The 19,404-nt window shown below is 35.8% G+C and carries 24 protein-coding genes, 1 tRNA gene and 1 pseudogene; 16 read left to right on the top strand and 10 right to left on the bottom strand.

What is annotated here, in order from left to right; genetic code table 11:
* Positions 1 to 3 precede the first annotated feature (3 nt).
* Positions 4 to 942 carry a histone deacetylase family protein gene (locus tag ABXT69_RS05875; RefSeq protein WP_416677303.1) on the top strand — a complete coding sequence of 313 codons (939 nt, stop codon included), beginning with the start codon at positions 4 to 6 and terminating at the stop codon, positions 940 to 942.
* Positions 943 to 946: 4 nt separating this feature from the next.
* Positions 947 to 1,876 carry a thiamine-phosphate kinase gene (thiL, locus tag ABXT69_RS05870; protein WP_416677302.1) on the top strand — a complete coding sequence of 310 codons (930 nt, stop codon included), beginning with the start codon at positions 947 to 949 and terminating at the stop codon, positions 1,874 to 1,876.
* 7 nt (positions 1,877 to 1,883) lie between these two features.
* Here the strand turns inward: thiL and dksA are convergent.
* Positions 1,884 to 2,296 (bottom strand): annotated as a pseudogene (gene dksA / locus ABXT69_RS05865) (RNA polymerase-binding protein DksA).
* Positions 2,297 to 2,390: 94 nt separating this feature from the next.
* Between dksA and ABXT69_RS05860 the strand changes: the two are divergent.
* The 8 genes from ABXT69_RS05860 (at position 2,391) to ABXT69_RS05825 (ending at position 8,685) form a co-directional block, all read left to right on the top strand.
* Positions 2,391 to 3,152 (top strand): HAD-IA family hydrolase, encoded by a 762-nt coding sequence (locus ABXT69_RS05860; protein WP_416677301.1) that lies wholly within the window; start codon positions 2,391 to 2,393, stop codon positions 3,150 to 3,152.
* Entirely contained in the window at positions 3,136 to 4,629 is a 1,494-nt protein-coding gene (gene ilvA, locus ABXT69_RS05855) for a threonine ammonia-lyase, biosynthetic (protein ID WP_416677300.1), read from the top strand. The genes ABXT69_RS05860 and ilvA overlap by 17 nt, the downstream gene beginning before the upstream one ends.
* Positions 4,568 to 5,071, top strand: a complete 504-nt coding sequence (rimI, locus tag ABXT69_RS05850; protein WP_416677298.1) for a ribosomal protein S18-alanine N-acetyltransferase — start codon at positions 4,568 to 4,570, stop codon at positions 5,069 to 5,071. Before ilvA ends, rimI begins: the two co-directional genes overlap by 62 nt.
* Positions 5,072 to 5,085: 14 nt before the next feature.
* A complete protein-coding gene (gene icd, locus ABXT69_RS05845) occupies positions 5,086 to 6,336 on the top strand; it encodes an NADP-dependent isocitrate dehydrogenase (protein WP_416677296.1) in 1,251 nt (416 codons plus the stop codon).
* 86 nt (positions 6,337 to 6,422) lie between these two features.
* Positions 6,423 to 6,498 (top strand) — tRNA-Asn (locus tag ABXT69_RS05840).
* 55 nt (positions 6,499 to 6,553) lie between these two features.
* Positions 6,554 to 7,105 (top strand): PaaI family thioesterase, encoded by a 552-nt coding sequence (locus ABXT69_RS05835; RefSeq protein ID WP_416677294.1) that lies wholly within the window; start codon positions 6,554 to 6,556, stop codon positions 7,103 to 7,105.
* Between the two features lie 44 nt (positions 7,106 to 7,149).
* On the top strand, positions 7,150 to 8,337 hold the full coding sequence (locus ABXT69_RS05830; protein ID WP_416677291.1) for an acetyl-CoA C-acetyltransferase: 1,188 nt from the start codon (positions 7,150 to 7,152) through the stop codon (positions 8,335 to 8,337).
* Between the two features lie 30 nt (positions 8,338 to 8,367).
* On the top strand, positions 8,368 to 8,685 hold the full coding sequence (locus ABXT69_RS05825) for a hypothetical protein (protein ID WP_416677289.1): 318 nt from the start codon (positions 8,368 to 8,370) through the stop codon (positions 8,683 to 8,685).
* Between the two features lie 7 nt (positions 8,686 to 8,692).
* On the opposite strand, the gene ABXT69_RS05820 is transcribed toward ABXT69_RS05825, so the two are convergent.
* The gene (locus ABXT69_RS05820; protein ID WP_416677287.1) at positions 8,693 to 9,694 is read right to left on the bottom strand and encodes an Ldh family oxidoreductase; all 1,002 of its coding nucleotides are present in this window, start codon (positions 9,692 to 9,694) and stop codon (positions 8,693 to 8,695) included.
* Positions 9,695 to 9,818: 124 nt separating this feature from the next.
* Here ABXT69_RS05820 and ABXT69_RS05815 point away from each other — a divergent pair, with 124 nt between their 5' ends.
* A complete protein-coding gene (locus ABXT69_RS05815) occupies positions 9,819 to 10,973 on the top strand; it encodes a saccharopine dehydrogenase C-terminal domain-containing protein (protein ID WP_416677285.1) in 1,155 nt (384 codons plus the stop codon).
* A gap of 21 nt (positions 10,974 to 10,994) precedes the next feature.
* Positions 10,995 to 12,308: an NAD(P)/FAD-dependent oxidoreductase gene (locus ABXT69_RS05810; protein ID WP_416677283.1), complete on the top strand. Its 1,314-nt coding sequence runs from the start codon at positions 10,995 to 10,997 to the stop codon at positions 12,306 to 12,308.
* A 19-nt stretch (positions 12,309 to 12,327) separates the two neighbouring features.
* Here the strand turns inward: ABXT69_RS05810 and ABXT69_RS05805 are convergent, their stop codons facing one another.
* The 3 genes from ABXT69_RS05805 to ABXT69_RS05795 form a co-directional block, all read right to left on the bottom strand.
* Complete coding sequence (locus ABXT69_RS05805) at positions 12,328 to 13,581, bottom strand: NAD(P)/FAD-dependent oxidoreductase (protein ID WP_416677281.1); 1,254 nt, start codon at positions 13,579 to 13,581, stop codon at positions 12,328 to 12,330.
* 83 nt (positions 13,582 to 13,664) lie between these two features.
* Positions 13,665 to 13,994 (bottom strand): nuclear transport factor 2 family protein, encoded by a 330-nt coding sequence (locus ABXT69_RS05800; protein WP_416677279.1) that lies wholly within the window; start codon positions 13,992 to 13,994, stop codon positions 13,665 to 13,667.
* Positions 13,995 to 14,086: 92 nt separating this feature from the next.
* Positions 14,087 to 14,473 carry a hypothetical protein gene (locus ABXT69_RS05795; RefSeq protein ID WP_416651091.1) on the bottom strand — a complete coding sequence of 129 codons (387 nt, stop codon included), beginning with the start codon at positions 14,471 to 14,473 and terminating at the stop codon, positions 14,087 to 14,089.
* 106 nt (positions 14,474 to 14,579) lie between these two features.
* On the opposite strand from ABXT69_RS05795, the gene ABXT69_RS05790 reads away from it, so the two are divergent.
* Positions 14,580 to 14,930 carry a nucleotide pyrophosphohydrolase gene (locus ABXT69_RS05790; protein ID WP_416677277.1) on the top strand — a complete coding sequence of 117 codons (351 nt, stop codon included), beginning with the start codon at positions 14,580 to 14,582 and terminating at the stop codon, positions 14,928 to 14,930.
* Here the strand turns inward: ABXT69_RS05790 and ABXT69_RS05785 are convergent, their stop codons facing one another.
* Entirely contained in the window at positions 14,931 to 15,398 is a 468-nt protein-coding gene (locus tag ABXT69_RS05785) for a hypothetical protein (protein ID WP_416677275.1), read from the bottom strand. It lies immediately after the preceding gene.
* 40 nt (positions 15,399 to 15,438) lie between these two features.
* Positions 15,439 to 15,663, bottom strand: coding sequence for a DUF6356 family protein (locus tag ABXT69_RS05780; RefSeq protein WP_416677273.1), 225 nt, complete (start codon positions 15,661 to 15,663; stop codon positions 15,439 to 15,441).
* 130 nt (positions 15,664 to 15,793) lie between these two features.
* On the opposite strand from ABXT69_RS05780, the gene ABXT69_RS05775 reads away from it, so the two are divergent.
* Positions 15,794 to 16,627, top strand: coding sequence for a phytanoyl-CoA dioxygenase family protein (locus ABXT69_RS05775; RefSeq protein WP_416677272.1), 834 nt, complete (start codon positions 15,794 to 15,796; stop codon positions 16,625 to 16,627).
* Here ABXT69_RS05775 and ABXT69_RS05770 read toward each other — a convergent pair.
* Positions 16,624 to 17,481, bottom strand: a complete 858-nt coding sequence (locus ABXT69_RS05770; protein ID WP_416677270.1) for an alpha/beta hydrolase — start codon at positions 17,479 to 17,481, stop codon at positions 16,624 to 16,626. The two genes, ABXT69_RS05775 and ABXT69_RS05770, sit on opposite strands and share 4 nt — an antisense overlap.
* Positions 17,482 to 17,636: 155 nt before the next feature.
* On the opposite strand from ABXT69_RS05770, the gene ABXT69_RS05765 reads away from it, so the two are divergent.
* Both ABXT69_RS05765 and ABXT69_RS05760 read left to right on the top strand, forming a co-directional pair.
* Positions 17,637 to 17,939, top strand: a complete 303-nt coding sequence (locus ABXT69_RS05765) for a hypothetical protein (protein WP_416677269.1) — start codon at positions 17,637 to 17,639, stop codon at positions 17,937 to 17,939.
* Positions 17,940 to 17,966: 27 nt separating this feature from the next.
* Entirely contained in the window at positions 17,967 to 18,191 is a 225-nt protein-coding gene (locus ABXT69_RS05760; protein WP_416677268.1) for a hypothetical protein, read from the top strand.
* Between the two features lie 7 nt (positions 18,192 to 18,198).
* Here ABXT69_RS05760 and ABXT69_RS05755 read toward each other — a convergent pair whose 3' ends face one another.
* Complete coding sequence (locus ABXT69_RS05755) at positions 18,199 to 19,068, bottom strand: DMT family transporter (protein ID WP_416677267.1); 870 nt, start codon at positions 19,066 to 19,068, stop codon at positions 18,199 to 18,201.
* A 68-nt stretch (positions 19,069 to 19,136) separates the two neighbouring features.
* Positions 19,137 to 19,394 carry a hypothetical protein gene (locus tag ABXT69_RS05750; RefSeq protein ID WP_416677265.1) on the bottom strand — a complete coding sequence of 86 codons (258 nt, stop codon included), beginning with the start codon at positions 19,392 to 19,394 and terminating at the stop codon, positions 19,137 to 19,139.
* Between the last annotated feature and the right edge of the window lie 10 nt (positions 19,395 to 19,404).

Here is a 19,404-nt window from a genome sequence, read left to right as displayed (position 1 = left end):
TGAATGGAAGATATAATTGTTTTCTCACATATAGACTGTATAGCAAAAGATAATGGTGAAAATCATCCTGAGAGAAAAGAGCGCTTAGAAGTAATACTTGATTCAATTAAAGGTATTAGCCAACTTAATATATCTTTTAAAGACTCGCCATTGGCAGACTTTAAAACTATAAATCTTGTTCATCCCCAATCTTATATTGACGACTTGCTTTCAATGGTTCCAATCTCTGGGCTTGTTGGTGTAGAAAAAGAGCCTTATGCTGATACTATTCTTTGCCCTAAAAGCAAAGAGGCAATATTAAGAGCTTGTGGAGCAGGCATTGAGTCAGCCAATGAATTGATGAGTGGGCAAACAAAAAGACTCTTTTGTGCAGTTCGTCCACCCGGTCATCACGCAGAAACATCAAGAGCAAACGGGTTCTGCTTTATAAACAACGCGGCTGTTACTGCTAGGTATTTACAGAGTAAATTTAATATCAATAAAATTGCGATTATTGATTTTGACGTGCACCATGGCAACGGTACACAGGAAATTTTTTATAATGATAAAAGTATTTTTTATGGCTCAATTCATCAGCACCCTTTATTTCCTGGAACAGGAGCAGAGACTGAGACTGGAGTAGGTAATATATTTAATGCACCAATATCTTCAGATACTACTAGAGATAAGTTTATGGAAATATTTGAAACTAAAATTTTAAAAAATGTTGCTTTATTTGAGCCTGAAATAATACTCATTTCTGCTGGCTTCGATGCCCACAAAAAAGATCCTTTAGCGAGCATCAACTTAGAGTCTGAAGATTATTACACTTTGACGCAAAATATTGTAGAAATTGCCAAACGACATTGTAATGGAAGAGTCATTTCTTTTCTTGAAGGTGGTTATGATCTTCAGGCGCTTTCAGAGTGCATTGAAGCCCACTTAGAGGCTCTAAGTAATTAAAGATATGAATGAGTTTGAATTAATACAAAATTACTTTAATTGGCCATTATCTGACCCTACTATTGAATTAGGCATTGGAGATGATGCTGCTATTTTTGATCTTGATTTAGGCTATCAATTAGTTACTACAACAGATACACTTTCAGAAGGCGTTCACTTTTTTAAAGATACATCTCCTGAAGACATAGCTTATAAATCATTAGCAGTTAATTTAAGTGATATTGCTGCAATGGGCGCGACAGCAAAATACTTCACACTTGCAATAACTCTTCCTAAATTAGATGAGACTTGGTTGGAGCATTTTTCTAAGTCTCTCAAAGAGTCATCTAAAAAATATAATTTGAGCTTAATTGGAGGTGATACTACTAGAGGTGCTCTTAATATAACTATTACTATGATTGGAGTTGTTGAAAAATCAAAAGCGATTAAGAGATCAGGTGCTATAAGCGGTGACAACATATATGTTTCAGGTGAGATTGGCGATGCTGCATTCTGTTTAAAAAAAATTAATGAGGGTGAAAAGCCTCATAAAGCAGAAATGATAAGGCTTAATAAGCCAATACCAAGACTTGAACTTGGTATCGCTATAAAGGGAATAGCAAGCTCATGTATCGATATATCTGATGGACTTGAGCAAGATTTATCTCATATTATAAAAGCTTCAAGAGTCGGGGCCATGATTGATGTTCAAAAACTCCCCTTAAGCCAATCAATGGCTAATTATATTGCAGATAATGATGATTGGTCATTAGTAGTTTGCGGAGGCGATGACTATGAATTATGCTTTACAGCACCTGAGAGTTTAAATTCAGAAATAATGAAAATAGCTGAAATTTGTAAAATAAGAGTTACAAAGATAGGGGTTGTTAATGACTCAAAGAAACTAAAAATTAAAGGCTATGATGGCCAGGGTAAATCATATCAGCACTTCTAAAGATTTACTAAATTTCTTTTCTTTCTGCTACTGTCTTGCAGTCAATACATTGATCAGCAGTTGGGCGAGCCTCTAAGCGATTGAGGGCAATTTCGATACCACAAGTTTTGCAGTATCCATAGTCACCAGTATCAATCAAATGAAGTGTCTTATCAATTTTATTGATAAGTTTTCTTCACGATCCCTAGTTCTTAACTCAAGTGCAAACTCTTCTTCAATAGTAGCCCTGTCATTAATGTCAGCAACAGGAGCAGAATCTTCTTGAATATGATTAATAGTGGTTTCAGCTTCGTAAACTAATTGCTCTCTCCAGACATTAAGCTTATGGATAAAGTGCTCAAGCTGACCAGTTGACATAAAATCTTCCTTCTTTTTTGGAATGTAGGCTGGTATTTCATCAAAGTTTGGTTCTGAAGTCATTTGAGTTAGTTTGTAAAAAAAGGTAGTTTTTACCAAAAATTGCTTAAAATAGCAATGATTTTTTTTCAAATTGGCCTATTTAATTATATTTATTATGACACTTAAAGCAATAATATTTGATGTGGATGGAACTATTGCTAATACAGAGCATGATGGTCACCTTAAAGCGTTTAATGAGGCTTTTGATTTTTATGAGCTAGATTGGTATTGGGATAGCGCTTTATATGCGACACCGTTAATAGTAAGTGGAGGTAAAGAAAGATTGTCTTTCTATATTAATAACTATAATCCAAAACTAAAATGGCCATTAAGCGAGAGTGATATCGTAAATATCCATAATAAAAAAACTGAGATTTTTATTAACAAAATATCTGCAGGTTTTATTTCACTTCGGATTGGCGTTGAAAGGCTTATTATCGATGCTCTTAACCATAACTTGAAGTTAGCAATAGCAACTACAACCTCATTTAATAATGTTAAGGAGATTCTAGAGTCAACTCTTGGAAAGGGTGCTTTAAAAAATTTTGAAATTGTAGCAGCTGGCGATATTGTTGATAAAAAAAAGCCAGCTTCTGATATTTATGATTATGTTCTTGATAAAATGAATTTAGAATGCAGCGAATGTGTTGTTATTGAGGACTCAGAAATTGGTTTTCAGTCAGCGAATTCTGCAGGTCTAAAGACAGTAATTACTCTTAGCGAGTATACTAATACTAAAAACTTTAAGGGTGCTTTGGTTGTTCTTGACCATTTAGGTGAAGACGATCAACCTTTTCAGATAGTAAATGGAACGCCAACCACTCATACATTGGTAAGCGTAGATTATATAAAGGAGCTCTATGAGTGCAATCGTTAAGTTGGCTGACAACAGTTCTGTATATGAAGTTGCCACAGTGTCGCCTCTATCAATTGCAACGCAATTGAGTAAAAAATTTGATAACCAAGTTTACTTAAAACGAGAAGATGATCAGATTATTCACTCATTTAAACTTCGTGGTGCTTATCAAAAAATGAGCTCAATGAGTAATGAGCAAAAAGCCAAAGGCGTTATCGCCTCATCTGCTGGAAATCACGCGCAAGGAGTTGCCCTTGGCGCGAGCAAATTAAGCATAAAGGCAACAATCGTTATGCCTACTAGCACCCCACAAATTAAAGTTCGGGCAGTTCAAGAATTAGGTGCAGAAGTTATTCTTTATGGAGATGTCTATGATGATGCATTTGTCCATGCTAAAAAGCTAGTATCTGAGAAAGATTTATGTTTTATAAGTCCTTATGATGATTTTGAGGTTATTGCAGGGCAGGCAACTGTTGCAAAAGAAATCTTAGCTCAGCTTGATCAAATAGACTATGTCTTCTCCCCTGTTGGCGGTGGTGGACTTATCTCGGGAATGGCAAGCTATATTAAGCATTATGCTCCCCACATTAAAGTAATCGGAGTGGAGCCAGTTGACTCACCGACCCTTTTTAAAGCATTAGAGGCTAATGAAAGAGTTGTGCTTGAGGATGTTGGACGTTTTGCTGATGGCGTTGCTGTCAAACAAATTGGTGAACTTCCATTTGAGATTGCAAAAGAATGCGTTGATGATGTCATTTTGGTTAGCAACGATGAAATGTGCGCCGCTATTAAAGATATCTATGAGGACGTTCGTTCAATCTCAGAGCCCGCAGGAGCTCTTGCAACAGCAGGCGTTAAAAAATATATCCTAGAGCATGGCCTTAAAAATAAGAATATTGTTTCAATTGTATCTGGTTCTAATGTCAACTTTGATAGACTTAGGTATATTTCTGAAAGAGCTGACTTAGGTGAAGTTAATGAGGCTATAGTTGCAGTTACTATTCCCGAAGAGCCAGGTAGCTTTTTAAGATTTTGTGAGTTATTAGATAACAATGCAGTTACTGAGTTTAATTATCGATATTCTGCAAAGAAAGAAGCGCATATTTTTGTAGGCGTCAAGCTAACTAAAGGTGAATCTGAAAAACAAGCACTTATTGCGAGACTAAGTAACTCTTTTGAAGTATTTGATATGAGTGATAATTCTATGGCAATAACACACATCAGATATATGGTTGGTGGTCATGCTAATGCGGAAAACGAGGTTATCTACAGATTTGAATTTCCAGAGCGACCAGGAGCACTTTTAAGTTTTCTTAAAAAAGTTAAGACAGAATGGAATATCTCTCTTTTTCATTATCGCAATCATGGTGCGGACTATGGAAGGGTTTTAATTGGACTTCAGGTCGAGAATATCAAAGAGCTAGAGGCAAAGTTTGATGAGCTCGGGTATTACTACAAAAACGAAACTGACAATAAAGCTTATCAGTATTTCCTATAACAGACTTAGTCGTGATGATATCGACTCTATAGTACCAATAGAGCAACAAAACTCTCATAATCCTTGGTCTAAAAACCAGCTTATTGAGAGTATTCTAAATCCAGCTAATTTATGCTACTCAATTAGTATTAAAAATCAAATTATTGGTTTCTTGATGGCTATGCCTGCACTCGATACTGCTGATATCTTAAATATTAGTATCCATAAAGCTTGTCAAAGAAAAGGGTATGGCAATAAACTACTTCATTATCTTATTAAAGAGCTCAAAGATAGAATGATTAGTCAGCTTATATTAGAGGTAAGAGCAAGTAATAAAACCGCAATCGCTTTTTACTTGAAACATGGATTTGAGGAGATTTCACTAAGAAAAAATTACTATATGAATCACTCAAAACACCCAAGTCAGAAAGAAGACGGTATAATAATGCGTCTTAAATTCTAAACAAAAAAATCTTAATGACCTATCAAAATATCACAGTTCCAACTGCTGGAGAGGCAATCTCAATAAAGGATAACGTACTCGTTGTTCCTAATAAGCCAATCGTTACATATATAGAGGGTGATGGAATTGGTGTTGATATTACTCCTGTAATGCTCGATGTTGTTGATGCTGTTGTCAAAAAAGCATATAACGGCGAAAGAGAGATTCAGTGGATGGAGATTTTTGCAGGTGAAAAAGCAGACGGCATCTATGGTGAGTACTTGCCAGAGGAGACAGTGGATGCAATTAAAGAATTTGTAGTTAATATAAAAGGACCATTAACGACTCCAGTTGGGGGTGGTATGAGATCACTTAATGTTGCAATAAGGCAGATTTTAGATCTCTATATTTGTCTTCGCCCTGTTCAGTATTTTGATGGGACTCCATCACCAGTTAAGTCGCCTGAAAAGATTGATATGGTAATCTTTAGAGAGAACTCTGAGGACATCTATGCGGGCATAGAATTTCCACAAGGATCAAAGGAAGTAAAGAAAGTAATTGAGTTTCTTCAAAAAGAAATGGGTGCAACTAAAATTCGTTTTCCTGAAACATCTGGTATCGGTATCAAGCCTGTATCAATAGAGGGAACTTCAAGGCTCGTAAGAGCCGCTATTCAGTACGCAATTGATAATGATAAGCCTTCTGTGACAATTGTCCATAAAGGCAATATTATGAAGTTTACAGAGGGGTTATTTAGAGATTGTGCTTATCAGCTTGCTAAAGATGAGTTTGGTGCAAAAGAAATTGATGGTGGCCCTTGGTGTAGCTTTTCTAATCCAAATACGGGTAAAGAAATTATTATTAAAGACTCAATTGCTGATGCGTTTCTCCAGCAAATACTTTTAAGACCTGATGAGTATTCAGTTATCGCAACTTTAAATCTTAATGGTGACTATATATCTGATGCTTTAGCAGCTCAGGTCGGTGGTATTGGTATTGCTCCAGGAGCGAACCTCTCTGATGATATTTCAGTTTTTGAGGCTACTCATGGTACTGCTCCTAAATACGCGGGTCAAAACAAGGTGAATCCTGGGTCTATGATTTTATCTGCAGAGATGATGCTTAGACATATGGGGTGGATAGAGGCTGCTGATTTGATACTTCATGCAATGGCTACAACAATTCAAAAAAGAACGGTTACATATGACTTAGAGAGGCTTATAGATGGAGCTACTTTACTATCTTGTTCTGAGTTTGGAGAGGCTCTAAAGAATTCAATAAAATAAGTTAAAAAATAAATCGCCAAGTTGAGGCTATAAAAGTAAAGATTTGATTGACTCAAAATTCATAGCTCGTTATAATCTCACGCTATTCCCTGATAGCTCAGTTGGTAGAGCAACGGACTGTTAATCCGTGTGTCCCTGGTTCGAGCCCAGGTCGGGGAGCCAATTTATATAACTAAGGCATCTTCGGATGTCTTTTTTGTTTTTATAACTTAATATAATGATTACATATAAAAAAATTGCAGAACTAGCCGCAAGATTTATTAGTAAGCCAAAAGTATTGAAATTTGGTTTCAATTTATCTCCAATGTATAGAAGAACTTCTGCAAAGGTTATATATATTTCTGAAGACTTTCTTAAAATACAAATCAAACTTCCTTTTAGCTATAAAAATGCAAACTATGTAAATACTATTTTTGGTGGGAGTATGTTTTCCGCTGTTGATCCATTTCCAATGACTCAGTTAATGAATCTTATTGGAGATGATTATGTGGTTTGGGATAAGGCAGCTGAAATTTTCTTTAGAAGGCCTGCAAAAGAGGATCTTTATGCTGACTTTATTTACAGCCTAGAGGAGCTTGAAGAAATTAAGAAAAAAGCGAAAGAGCTAAATGAATTTGAAATAGTTAAAATAACAAAATTAACAAACAAGGATAAGTCTATTGTTTACTGTGAAGTCCATAAAAAGGTGTACATTGCTAATAAAACCTTTTTCAAAGAAAAACAGAAAGCAAGAATAAATAAAAAAAGCAAAGTAGTTAATTTTTATTAAGCTTTATAATTATTGGAAGTTTTTTTTAAGGAAAGGTAATTATTATGAATCATGAAATTGTTATCGTTGCAGCTACAAGAACTGCTCTAGGATCATTTGGCGGCTCTCTTTCTTCAATTCCAGCACATAAATTAGGTGCTGAAGTAATAGCTTCATTATTAAAAAAAACTGGTGTCAATAAAGATCAAATTGATGAAGTTATCTTGGGACAAGTTTTGACAGCTGGAAGTGGCCAAAATCCAGCCAGACAGGCTGCAATTGAGGCAGGGCTTCCTTATCAAACCCCATCTATGACAATTAACAAAGTTTGTGGTAGTGGATTAAAAGCAGTACAGTTAGCATTTCAAGCAATTGCTTGCGGTGATGCTGAAATAGTTATTGCTGGTGGTCAAGAAAGTATGAGTCTTTCAAGTCATGTTCTTCCAAAATCAAGAGAAGGTAAAAAAATGGGTCCGTGGGCGATGATTGACACTATGGTTGTAGATGGTTTATGGTGTGCATTTAATGATTGCCATATGGGCGTTACTGCAGAAAATATTGCAACCAAGTTTGACTATTCAAGACAATCTCAAGATGAGTTTGCTTTAGAGTCACAACAAAAAACAGAAGCTGCTCAAAAATCTGACTTGTTTCGAGATGAGATAACCCCAATATCTATTCCACAGCGAAGAGGCGATGACATTATTTTTGATAGTGATGAATTTCCTAGGCACTCTTCAAGTATCGATTCTTTAGCTAATCTACCTCCAGCATTTGCAAAAGATGGGACTGTAACAGCCGGCAATGCATCAGGTATTAATGATGGCGCAGCAGCAGTTATGGTCATGAGTGCATCTAAGGCGCAAGAGCTAAAACTAGAGCCTATGGCAAGAATTGTTTCATACTCTAGTGCTGGGGTTGATCCATCTATCATGGGAACGGGTCCAATTCCGGCAAGCACTAAATGTCTTGAAAAAGCTGGATGGAAAGCTTCTGAGCTTGATCGAATTGAGGCTAATGAGGCTTTTGCAGCGCAAGCAATGTCTGTTAATGACTCATTAGGTTGGGATAAGTCTAAAGTGAATGTAACAGGTGGATCAATTTCTTTAGGCCATCCAATTGGCGCTTCTGGGGCAAGAATTTTGGTGACTTTACTTCATGGCATGGAGCGTGATAAATTAGATAAAGGCCTTGCTACTATGTGTATTGGCGGCGGCATGGGTGTTGCAATTGCAGTTGAAAGGGTACATTAGTATTATTAATTTCTTGAGTTAGGAATATCAATGAAAAAATTTCTAGTTATCTTGGCGCTTGTATTTGGGAATTTTTTAATTGTAGGCACAGGTTATTCATACTCAGCAGTTGGCTATATGAAGTGCGAAACAGTAAATAAGCTGGTAGAAGAAGAAAATGCTGACGTTAAAAACATGATTATGTTTTGGTTTAGTGGCTACTACACTGGAAGAAATTATGAAACGTCGAGCTATCCTAAATTACCTGACCCTCAGCTAGTATATATAGCAACCATTAACTACTGCACTAAAAACCCACTAAAAGATACTGTTGATTTGGCTGATTACCTATACTCTAGTTTGCTTTAGGTTTAACTTATGCTAACTTTTTAATAGTATTTATTAGCTCTGTATTGACTGCTCTTGGGCCAATATTTTTTCTATTTTCATGTCTTCTTAATCCAGGCAAGCGAGTCCCTTCGATATCATTATATTTTTTTAGAAACTCTTCGGTCTGTGCTGAAGTATCTTTGCCAGATATAATTTCGGGTGACATAGCAAGGATAAACTGACCTCCTTGGGCTGGACCACCATCTCCATTATCACGCTCCTTGGTTTCATAAGAAAAGGTTTCGCCAACTAATGGGCCAGATAAGAGCTCAACCATAAGGGCAATGACCGAACCTTTATGACCGCCAAATGGAAGTAAAACACCTTTGTCAATTTCTGATGCATCAGTTGTTAATTCTCCAGATGAAGACAAGCCAGTTCCAAGTGGTACAGAGTGACCATCCCGAGCAGCAATTTGAATTTCTCCTTTTGCCATAGATGCAGTTGCCATATCAAAAACAATTGGGTTTTTACCAGGGCGCGGCCATGAAAATGCAATTGGGTTAGTGCCAAATAATGCTGTAGCTCCTCCAGAAGGAGCAACACCTGGCATATAAGAAACAGACGTTAATCCAACAAGTCCATGCTCACTGATTGCCTCCACTTCGGGCCAAAGGGCTGCAAAGTGATGGCAGCGTTGAATTGATAATCCTGCAATTCCAAATTTTTGAGCAGCTTCGATTAGTTTTTTAATGCCATATTGATGCGCTAATGGAGCAAATCCATTCTTTGCGTCACACTTTAAAATTACTGGCGTAACTTCAGTTATTTCTGGTTTCGCAGAGCCATCTACTTTTTTACTTTGAAGGGCCTTGACATACCCAGGAATACGAAATAGTCCATGAGAAATTGAGCCATCTCTCTCAGCATTAGTTACCGTGGTTGCAACTGCATTTGCATTTTCTTCATTAGCGCCATGATTAATGAGAGCTGCCTTAGCTAAATTAAAAATTTCATCAAGGTCTATATCGATTGTTTTAGAGGTCATAGAATTAAATCCTTATATTTGTATGAATTTAGTTGTCTTTTAAGCATAACGAACTCAAAAGTAAATTAGAAAAAAATGATAACATATATGCAATGTATATTTAATTTAAAAAAAAGGAGTTCTAATGGTAAAAATTCACTGGCTAGGTACTGGCCTATCTGCAATACCAGGCCTTATAATGCTTATTGAAAATGGCCACTCAGTAGTTGTTTACAATCGAACTGTTGAAAAAGCAGTTGAAGCATTAACAGGAATTCAGGGTGATTATGAAATCATTCCATTTTCACTAGAATCTATCAAAGAACATGCTAAAGCTGGAGATGTTATCGTCTCTATGCTTCCTGGTAATTTTCACGTGCCTGTTGCAGAACTAAGTCTTTCAATTGGTGCTCATTTTGTCTCAAGCTCTTATATTTCAGATGAGATGAAGAGTCTTAATGAGGAGTCATTAAAAAAGAATTTATGTCTTGTTAATGAGGTTGGTCTTGATCCCGGGATAGATCATAGTATGTCACACGCTTTAGTAGAAGATTATAAGAATTCGAAGGTTTATTCTGCTGAAAATAAGCATTCATTTTTGAGCTATTGTGGTGGTCTAAGTGATGTTCCTAATGACTTTTGTTATAAATTTAGCTGGTCTCCATTGGGTGTGTTAAAGGCCCTAATGTCAACTTCAGTTAGTATTCGAGATAGCCAAGTCTATACTGTATATAAGCCATGGGAGGCTGTTGAGTTGTATCCTCTTCCAATGCCTTGGGGCGAGGATGAATTTGAAGTTTATCCTAACCGAGATTCCATTCCATTTATAGAGCAATATCAAATGGATGAAGGTCTAAAGATTGATCAGTTTGTTAGAGGAACATTGAGATATAAGGGCTGGAAAGATGCCTGGTCCGATATTTTTTCTGAGGTAGATATACTTGACCCAGAAATTGCAGAGGATCGCCTAAAGGCTATTAGTGATGATCTATGGAATAAATACTCTTATAAAAATGAAGAGGTTGATCGTGTAATTCTGACTGTTGAATTTAAGGTTAAAAACGACTCAGGGGTTGTTTGGCATAAGCAATTCTTGCTTGATACACTTGGAAACAGTAAAGGAAGCGCAATGGCCCAATTAGTCTCTTGCTCAGTTGCTTTGGCTGTTGAAGCTGTTGTTAATAAAGAGATACCCTCAGGCGTAACAGCGGCTCCTCACCAAAGTAACTTAGTAAAAAGATGGCTAAACCAAGCTTCTGAAATAAGTGATCACTTTGTTTTAATTGATCATTTAAGTTAGTAGTAAAGTTAGATTATTTTTATGAACCAAGCTAACCCTATTTTTGATAAAGAAACAAAAGGTTGGGTAGATTTAGCTCCTGCTAGACAATCTCAGCCTAAATTAACTTCTAACCTTGAAGCTAAATGGCTTGTTATAGGGGCCGGCTTTACAGGTCTTTCTTGTGCAAAAAGGCTAGCAGAGATTAACCCTAAAGATCAAATTATCTTACTTGATGCAAGAGAGCTAGGCCAGAATGCTTCTGGTAGAAATTCTGGTTATGCTGTTGCGCATAGCCATTTTTCAGGCCCCTATCAAGAGTCACAACTTGAAAAATACCAACGAGTAGATCGAATTAATCAAGTAGGCCTTAATTCTCTTCGTACATTAGTAAAAGATAACAGTATCAATTGTGACTGGATAGAATCAGGTATTTATCATACTGCAGCAGACAACAACTCTGAAATTGAGTGTGATCACTTTATTAACTATCTTAAAAAACGTGACATTAGACACACTCCTCTTTCTAAACAGGAAATTCATAATCGTCTAGGAACGAGTTGGTATAAGAAGGGCGTTAAAGTTAAAAATGGGGCATTAATGCAGCCCGCTAAATTAGTTTTTGGATTGGCTAAAAATCTTCCAAGTAATGTTGAGCTTTATGAAAATACACCAGTATTAAAGATGACATTGGGTAAGGCTATTAAGGTCATGGTTCCAGATGCAATAATTACTGCTGAACAAGTCATAATGGCTTGTAATTATGAAACCTTTGAGGGTGCAATGCCTAAACAAAGGGCAGTTGGAGTGACACTTTCTGGAAGTATTACTCGCACCTTAACCAAGGATGAGGTTAATACCCTTGGAAGTGAATCATCATGGGGAATACTGTCGCTTCATAGTGGCGGGGCTACTATTAGACTGACAGATGATGGCCGAATTGCAATAAGAAATACAGCTGAATATAACAGTCACGACTTATTAACTGATAAGCAGTTAATTAACAGGCAACAGATTCATCGACAAGCCTTTAATAATAGGTTTCCACAGTTAAGTCATGTTCCATTTGAGTTCTTATATTCAGGCGTTGAAGGTGTGAGCGCTAATAAAACTAATATCTTTGAGAGATTTTCAGATAACCTCTATTATGCAGGCTGTTTCAATGGTTCTGGAATTACTAAAGGGACTGCATTTGGTATTGGAATAGCTGAGTATGCGTGCGGAAAAAAATCCGCTATTGTTAATGATTGTCTTGCTCTTGAGGAGGCTAAATGGCTTCCACCAAAACCATTTTTAGATCTTGGCGCATGGCTTACAACAAAGCAGCGCTTTAAAGGGGTTGGAAGAGATAGATAGAAGACAATCTAAATGCTAATCAAAGTAAATGACTTGCAGTAGCGCCAAATTCAATAAAGCCTGCCTTGATTTTAGAAAAAGGTTCTTGATAATAATCCAAAGGATCAACTGGCAAAGAGGTTTCATCATCACTAATAAGGCATTCACTTACTGCCTTACCAAAATAAGTCCCAGGTCCAATTCCTCTGCCTGAATAGCCAAAAACTGAGTAAGCATTATTACCTAGTCTTAGAATTTTAGGAATATGATCACCTGTCATGGCAATGCGTCCATGCCAGCTGAATTCAATATCAATATTTTTAAGATGTGGAAAGAGATTCTCAATTTTTCTCCTTGCCCAGTTAGTGTGAATCTTGGAGGCACTATGACCAAGGTTTCCGATCCCACCAATAATAAGTCTATTGTCAGCATCGAGTCGAAAAGAAGACATTACACTAGCAGTATCCCAGCAACCCTCTCCATTAGGCAAAACTGACTTTACCAGATCTAAAGGTAATGCTTTAGTTGCAACTTGAAAATACTGTACAGAGGTGTATTTGGAGGGATTTAGGCCTTCAATTGGCTTTTGATAGGCATTTGTAGCAATTAAGAGCATTTTTGCCTTAATGGTGCTCTCAGCGGTCTTGACTAGCCAATCATTATTGATTGATTGAATGTTAGTTGCTATAGTTGACTCATAGATATTTACGCCATAAGATTTAGCAGCTCTTGCTAGGCCAAGACAATAATCTAGAGGGTTGATAATGCCAGCTTTTTTATTAAAAAGAGAGCCAAAAAACTTTGAAGAGCCTATTCTTTTCTGAGTCTGCTGATTATCCAAAAGCTCTAACTCAGCCCCTCGTTCAGATAACTGTTTAAATCTCAGTTGAATATCTTTTAATCCTTTTTCAGAGTGAGCGCAGTGAAGCGTACCTGATCGATTAGCGCTGCAATTAATTTCATAATCATCAATAAGACTAAATACTAAATCAGGCGCTGTTGCTAAAGCTTTATTAAGCTTAACTCCTGCATCTAATCCAAGGATACTTTCAACCTTTTCAGGAGGCATCCATAAGCCCGCATTAACTAAGCCAACATTCCTGCCTGAGCCGCCATAGCCAATCTTTTGATCAATAAGGGTAACTGATAGCCCATTCTTTGCTGCAGATAGGGCCGCTGAACAGCCAGTAAAGCCGCCACCAATAATCACTAAATCCGTTGTAATTGATTTTTTAAGATTACTGAAAGTAATTTTTTCTTTTGAAGTTTCTTGCCAAAGATTTTTTTGCTGCATTTTTAAATTAATTACTAACTATTGAGTATTATATTAAACAAAAAAGACGCCCTAAGGCGCCTTTAATTTGAGATTAATGATGCTTATGGAAGAAGTGTTGCACCAGTTTCCATGCGTATGACTTGACCATCCTTTATTTGCATAAAAGCTAGAACTGATTCTTTAGTTCCGTCAGGGAAGCTCATTACGCCATGGGTAACCATAGCTTCATCGTTTTCATAAAGGCAGCGTGAGTCATGGGTTACAAAGTCATCACTATTCATCATAAATGTAAACATTTCCATGGTTTTTTCTTTATCCATAGTTGAGTTGTCCAGGTGCATGATAAATTGAAAATCTTCATGCATAGTTGCTGCATAAGCCTCCATATCTTTTGCTTCTTGTGCAGCTTCTTGTGCTTTAAATATTGACATATTGCCTCCTAAATTTAAATTATTTCTTATTATAAATGATAATCATTATCATTATCGTATGTTACCTGCTTTATTTAATAAGCAACTATTTTTTATACCCAGAAGTAAATAATGATTACTATCAAAGGAATTAAAGGCCTAATAGCATTCTTAATATGATGATCAGCACCATCAAACGTTGGCCAAACTTTTAAAAATAGACCCATATTCCAAATAAATGCAAAGGTACAAAAAAACCCCATTGCAACTAATAATGTTGGTGTATCAGTTCTTTCAAAAATACCAATTTGAAAAAACGTTACAATTAGCATTGCAACCGTTCCACCCATTAAAAATCCTGCTGGCTTTAGCGCATACGGAACTTGTGGCGAGTCTAGACGAAGATCTATTGCAAACTTTTTTGAGTTAAAAGTTAGTTGAAAGGCAAAAAAACCACCAAACAATATTAAAAAAATGTGACAAATAGTTTGAATATCCATATTAATTCCCCTTAAAGTTAATAGAACACTTGAGTAATTTCAAGCCTCATAATAAGTATACTTATTTTTTTTATTAATTTAAATACTAATCAATCGAGTGAAAAATATGGATATATCTAAAATACAAAACCAGCTTAAAAAATTTGCAATTGAAAGGGATTGGGAGCAGTTTCATACCCCCAAAAATTTATCTATGGCTCTTAGTGTTGAGGCTTCAGAGCTTGTTGAGATTTTTCAATGGCTTAAACCAGAAGAATCTAATTCTCCTAATCAAAAGCAGATTCAAGAAATTAATAGTGAGGTGGCAGATATTGCGATGTATCTTCTGCGTTTTTGTAGTATCTTAGAAATTGATATTGAAGAAGCAATTAAGAATAAATTAGAGAAAAATGCTGAAAAATATCCAGTTAATTTATCAAAAGGCAATGCTCAGAAATACAATCAAAGAGAAGATTAGTTATATTTCAACCTTATAACATTCGTATGGCTTGCCAGTTGAAGGCTGAAGATTAATATAATCATTAGACAGGACAACAATCTCTTCAGATCTTTTATCGTTAAGAGTAAATTGTTCTTCCATATTAAAATACTCATCAAGCCATGGATGGTTCCTATTAACAACTTTAATAGAATCAATCATACTGACTAAGCTTTGATCATTAATTTCCCATACTCCAGTTCCAAGGGCACTATAATTCACTTTAACTGTATTCTCTTCAATTGGAAAGTCAACAATTAGCTGACCAAAACTATTCCAGGTACCATCTTTCTTATATCTTATAAATTCCAAAGCGGTATACCCAGGCCAAGTATCTTTACAAATCCAGTTACCAAGAATTTCAGTTTCATAAAAACGAGGAGACATTGCTGCTGAAGCAGAGGTGTTTATAATTAGAGCTGCAAGAATGGTCAGTAAGTATTTCATAATGGGCAGTTTAGATTAGTTTTTGATAAGCCTATGTGAATTATTGATGAATTTTAGAAGAATTTATCATTTTATTTTTATGTTCATCAGCCATCTTTACAATTTTATTGCTAACAGTTTCTTGAAAAATAAATGGCAAAATAGAGTGAATGAGCGCAATAATTAAAAGCCCTAAAAGTGTAAGGCAATATTTCCATGCCCCCCAGAGATGTTGAAAGTAGTTATACCCAAACTCATTGGGGTGTTTAGTAAAAATATTATTCATGTAAGTATTATCGAAGTTTATTTAATTTATTAAGTATAAAGAATTGGAGTAACAAGGTTAAATTTTTTAAATATTTGTAATAAAATAAAATTTTTTGAATAAATTACTATCCACATATAGGATAAGAATAATGCCTAAAGTTTTAACAAAAAAACAGATTGAGCAGTATCATGATGAAGGTTTTATATCTCCAATAAGAGTTATTTCTGAAAAAGATGCCTTATCTATTAAAATTCAACTTGAAGAAGTAGAGGCGCAATACCCTGAAGAAATTAATTCAGAGAGTCGCAATAATTTACATCTCTCATTTGCTTTTTTAGATGCGCTCGCCCATAACACAACTATAGTAGACGCAATAGAAGATCTTATTGGCCCTGATATTGCTCTTTGGGCGTCGGTTATGTTTATTAAAGAGCCCTCCTCTAAACAGTATGTTAGTTGGCATCAAGATGCAACTTATATGGGTCTTGATAGCTTTGATTTTCCAACCCCATGGATTGCACTCAGCCCAAGCAATATAGAGACAGGCTGTATGACTATGATTGCTGGAAGCCATCATTCAGAAATACAAAATCATGAAGATACCTTTGCTGAGAATAATATCTTAACTAGGGGGCAAGTAATACCTAATATTGATAGATCAAAGGGGGTTGATCTAATTTTAGAGCCAGGTGAAATGTCGATTCATCATGGGGCAATTATCCATGGGTCACAGCCTAATAAGAGTAATCAAAGAAGGATTGGGTTTTCACTACAATCTTATGTACCTCCTTCAATAAAGCAGGTAGTTGGAAAAAATATATGGACACATATCAGAGGGCAAAAGAGGAAAGATATAAATGGAATTGAATTAAGTCGTCCAAATTACAACATGGACCCTGTAACTGTTGAGCAACGAAGAGTTGCTGAAGAGAACTTGTCTGAAATACTCTATAAGGGCGCTAAGCTTAAGCGTAAATATTAAATATAGTTTTCTAGCCAGTTAAGAATTTTTGTAACGCCATTTTTTGTCTGAGATGAGCTCAAAATATCTCCAAGAACACCGTGCTTAAATGAGTCGTCAGTATTGTTAAGTATTGGGTTGTGAATAGAGACATTTTTACCCATTTTGGAAATTATTTTACGAGTTGCTTTTGCTGATACGACTTGATCATCATCTGAGAAATAAAATAGTACTGGTTGTTTAATCTTAATATGCTTAACTTTATAGGCTGCAACAACTGAATCCTTTACTGCAAATAATGCTTTTATAGGGTAGCTTGTCGTCCAAAATCTTGCATGATCCTCGCTTCTTGAAGAGTAGGAGTATTCTTTTCCAAAAATGAAGGGAGTAAACCACTTAGCTCCAGGAATTATAAGAAGCTTTCCAAAGTAAGATTTTGATCCAAAGTTAGGAGATATATATATAACTGCAGCAGCATTATTTATGTATTGAAGATTAGTATGAATTAATGAGCAGCCAGTTGAGCTGCCTATTAATATAAGTTTATCGCCAATTATATTAACAATTTCAATAGCTTCTTTCATATCCATCATCCATTCATCAAAGGTAGCCTCAGCTAAAGACTCTCCATCTAAGCCATGACCTTTGAGTCTTGTAAAAAAAATATTTGCATTTAGCTCTTTTCCAAGAATTTCAATAACTGGATTCAGCTCAGCCCTGGTTGCTGAAAAACCATGGATAAACAGAAGACTAGTTTTGGTCTTAACATTTTTTTGATTTGCCCAAATAATTTTTTTTTCAGTACCTGGGCGGATATTTAGAATCTCATTTTCACTATCTTCGATGAGCTTATCTAAAGAATTAATATCGATCATTTACTTAACTTACTTTTTTAGATGGGTGAATTATATCTCGAAATATATAAAAATCTTGCAATTTATTTTGTATACATAAAGATTACTTTTATTAATACATAAAGTATATAAAAAGTGTATACTTCATTTTAGTTATTAAATTGACAAATCTTTAGATGGGAAAATACGTAACAAAAAATCAAAAAGAGGATGAAAAGAGAGTGGTCAGTGTCAGAATTCGCAGACCAATCTTTGAGGCGTTTAAAGGGGCCGCAACTGCTGCAGAGCAGTATGGATATAGCATGACTCTTTCAGGCGTATTTGAAACAGCTATGGAAGATGCAATTTCTGAGTTTAAAGATATTAGTGGTGTTGATTATCAAGGCCTCACTACGTCAAAACTAAGTAAGAAATGGGATAGTAAGTACAAGGCTTCCTTAAAAAGTTCAAAGGCTAAGACTAAAAAAGGGGATCTATAAATTAATTTTGATTAGGAGTAAAAGTCAATGTCAGAAAGTAGTGTGATTAATAAATTAAAAGATTTAAGAAAAGATTTAGATAAAGAATCTAAGTTTCTTCAAGAGCAAATGGAGCTTCCATTAAATGAGGATGAGGCGAAAAATTCTCGGTCAGATAATAATTCTCTGCAACTCAATAAGGGAATTATGTTCTCTAAATGGGTCAGAAAATTAACGACACAATTTGAGTCGGTCGATCCATTTTATAAATAAATTATAGTTATAAATTAATTTGTTTCCTTGGCCAGTTCCAACTAATAAGTGTGCTGGCAACCCCAGACATGATTAACAAACCTCCCAATATCATTGAGGAAGTTAATTTTTCATCAAGAAGAACTATTCCTGCAATAATTGAGGTAATTGGAAGTAGCATCAAAAAAGGGGATACTTTACTTACATCCACACTGCTCAATAAGTGATACCAAACGCTATAACCTAATACAGTCATAATCAATGCTAAGTATAGAATAATTGACCAGTCAATGAAGCTAGCAGTTGTTATTGCTAGCCACTGTCCATCCTCAATTAGTAAAGATGCTACAAACATTTGTGGGGTAGCCATGATTGCAACCCAGGCTAATATGGTAATTCCTGAGAGATCTTTAAGTCGGCTAATCATTATCTGAGCGACCGCCCATACAGCAGAGCCTGCAATTAACAATATAACGCTATCAAGGTGACCGTCTAGTCTGGGCTCTCCTGCAATTATCAGGACGCCAATAAAAGCAAGCCCCATTCCTAATGCCCTAGTAATACCAAGCTTTTCCTTTAATAGAAATGCCCCCATAATTGCTAAAATTGGACCTTCAAGCTGAACTAGGATTGCTGCAGTAGAGGCATCAATACCTTTGAGGCCATTGTAGGTAAGACCATATTGAATGGTTGAGCCAATAAGTGCAACAACAAAAATTTCACGCATGTGACCCCATGGTGGCTTTGTAAACCAAACAAGAATTAAACCTGCAATACCAAAGCGAATTGTCATGATGAGGAGAGCTGGAAACTGCTCCATTCCAATTTTAGCTAGAGTAAACCCTAAGCCCCAGGTAATAGGAACAATAAGAGCTAATAAGATTTGCTTAGAGTTCATTTTGATTTATACAAAAAAAAGGAGGTCAATTATGACCTCCTTTTAATAACTAAAAGATTTTATTTTATTTATCTAGATTTGATAAAAAAGCCAATTGCAAAAAGAGCCGTTATCGTAGTGCTAATCCAATCCATAGCTGCCCCAGGAGCTGACTTGTTAAAGAATAGTGGACAAGGTTTTATGTCAAACCCATTAAAGGGAAAATCAATAAGATCAAGCAATGCTTGACCTTGGATACTTTGAAAGTCGTCTTTCTTTTGATGTAGGGGTGAATAACTACTACACTCTGTGCTAATTCCACCAATGGCAATTTTTTTTAAAGCCATTCAATATCAA

The organism is Candidatus Pseudothioglobus sp. Uisw_016, assembly GCF_048087635.1.
In the GTDB taxonomy this organism is placed as follows: Bacteria; Pseudomonadota; Gammaproteobacteria; order PS1; family Pseudothioglobaceae; genus Pseudothioglobus.
The sequence above is the reverse complement of the archived record's forward strand: the minus strand, read 5'-3'. Positions and strand labels throughout refer to the sequence as shown.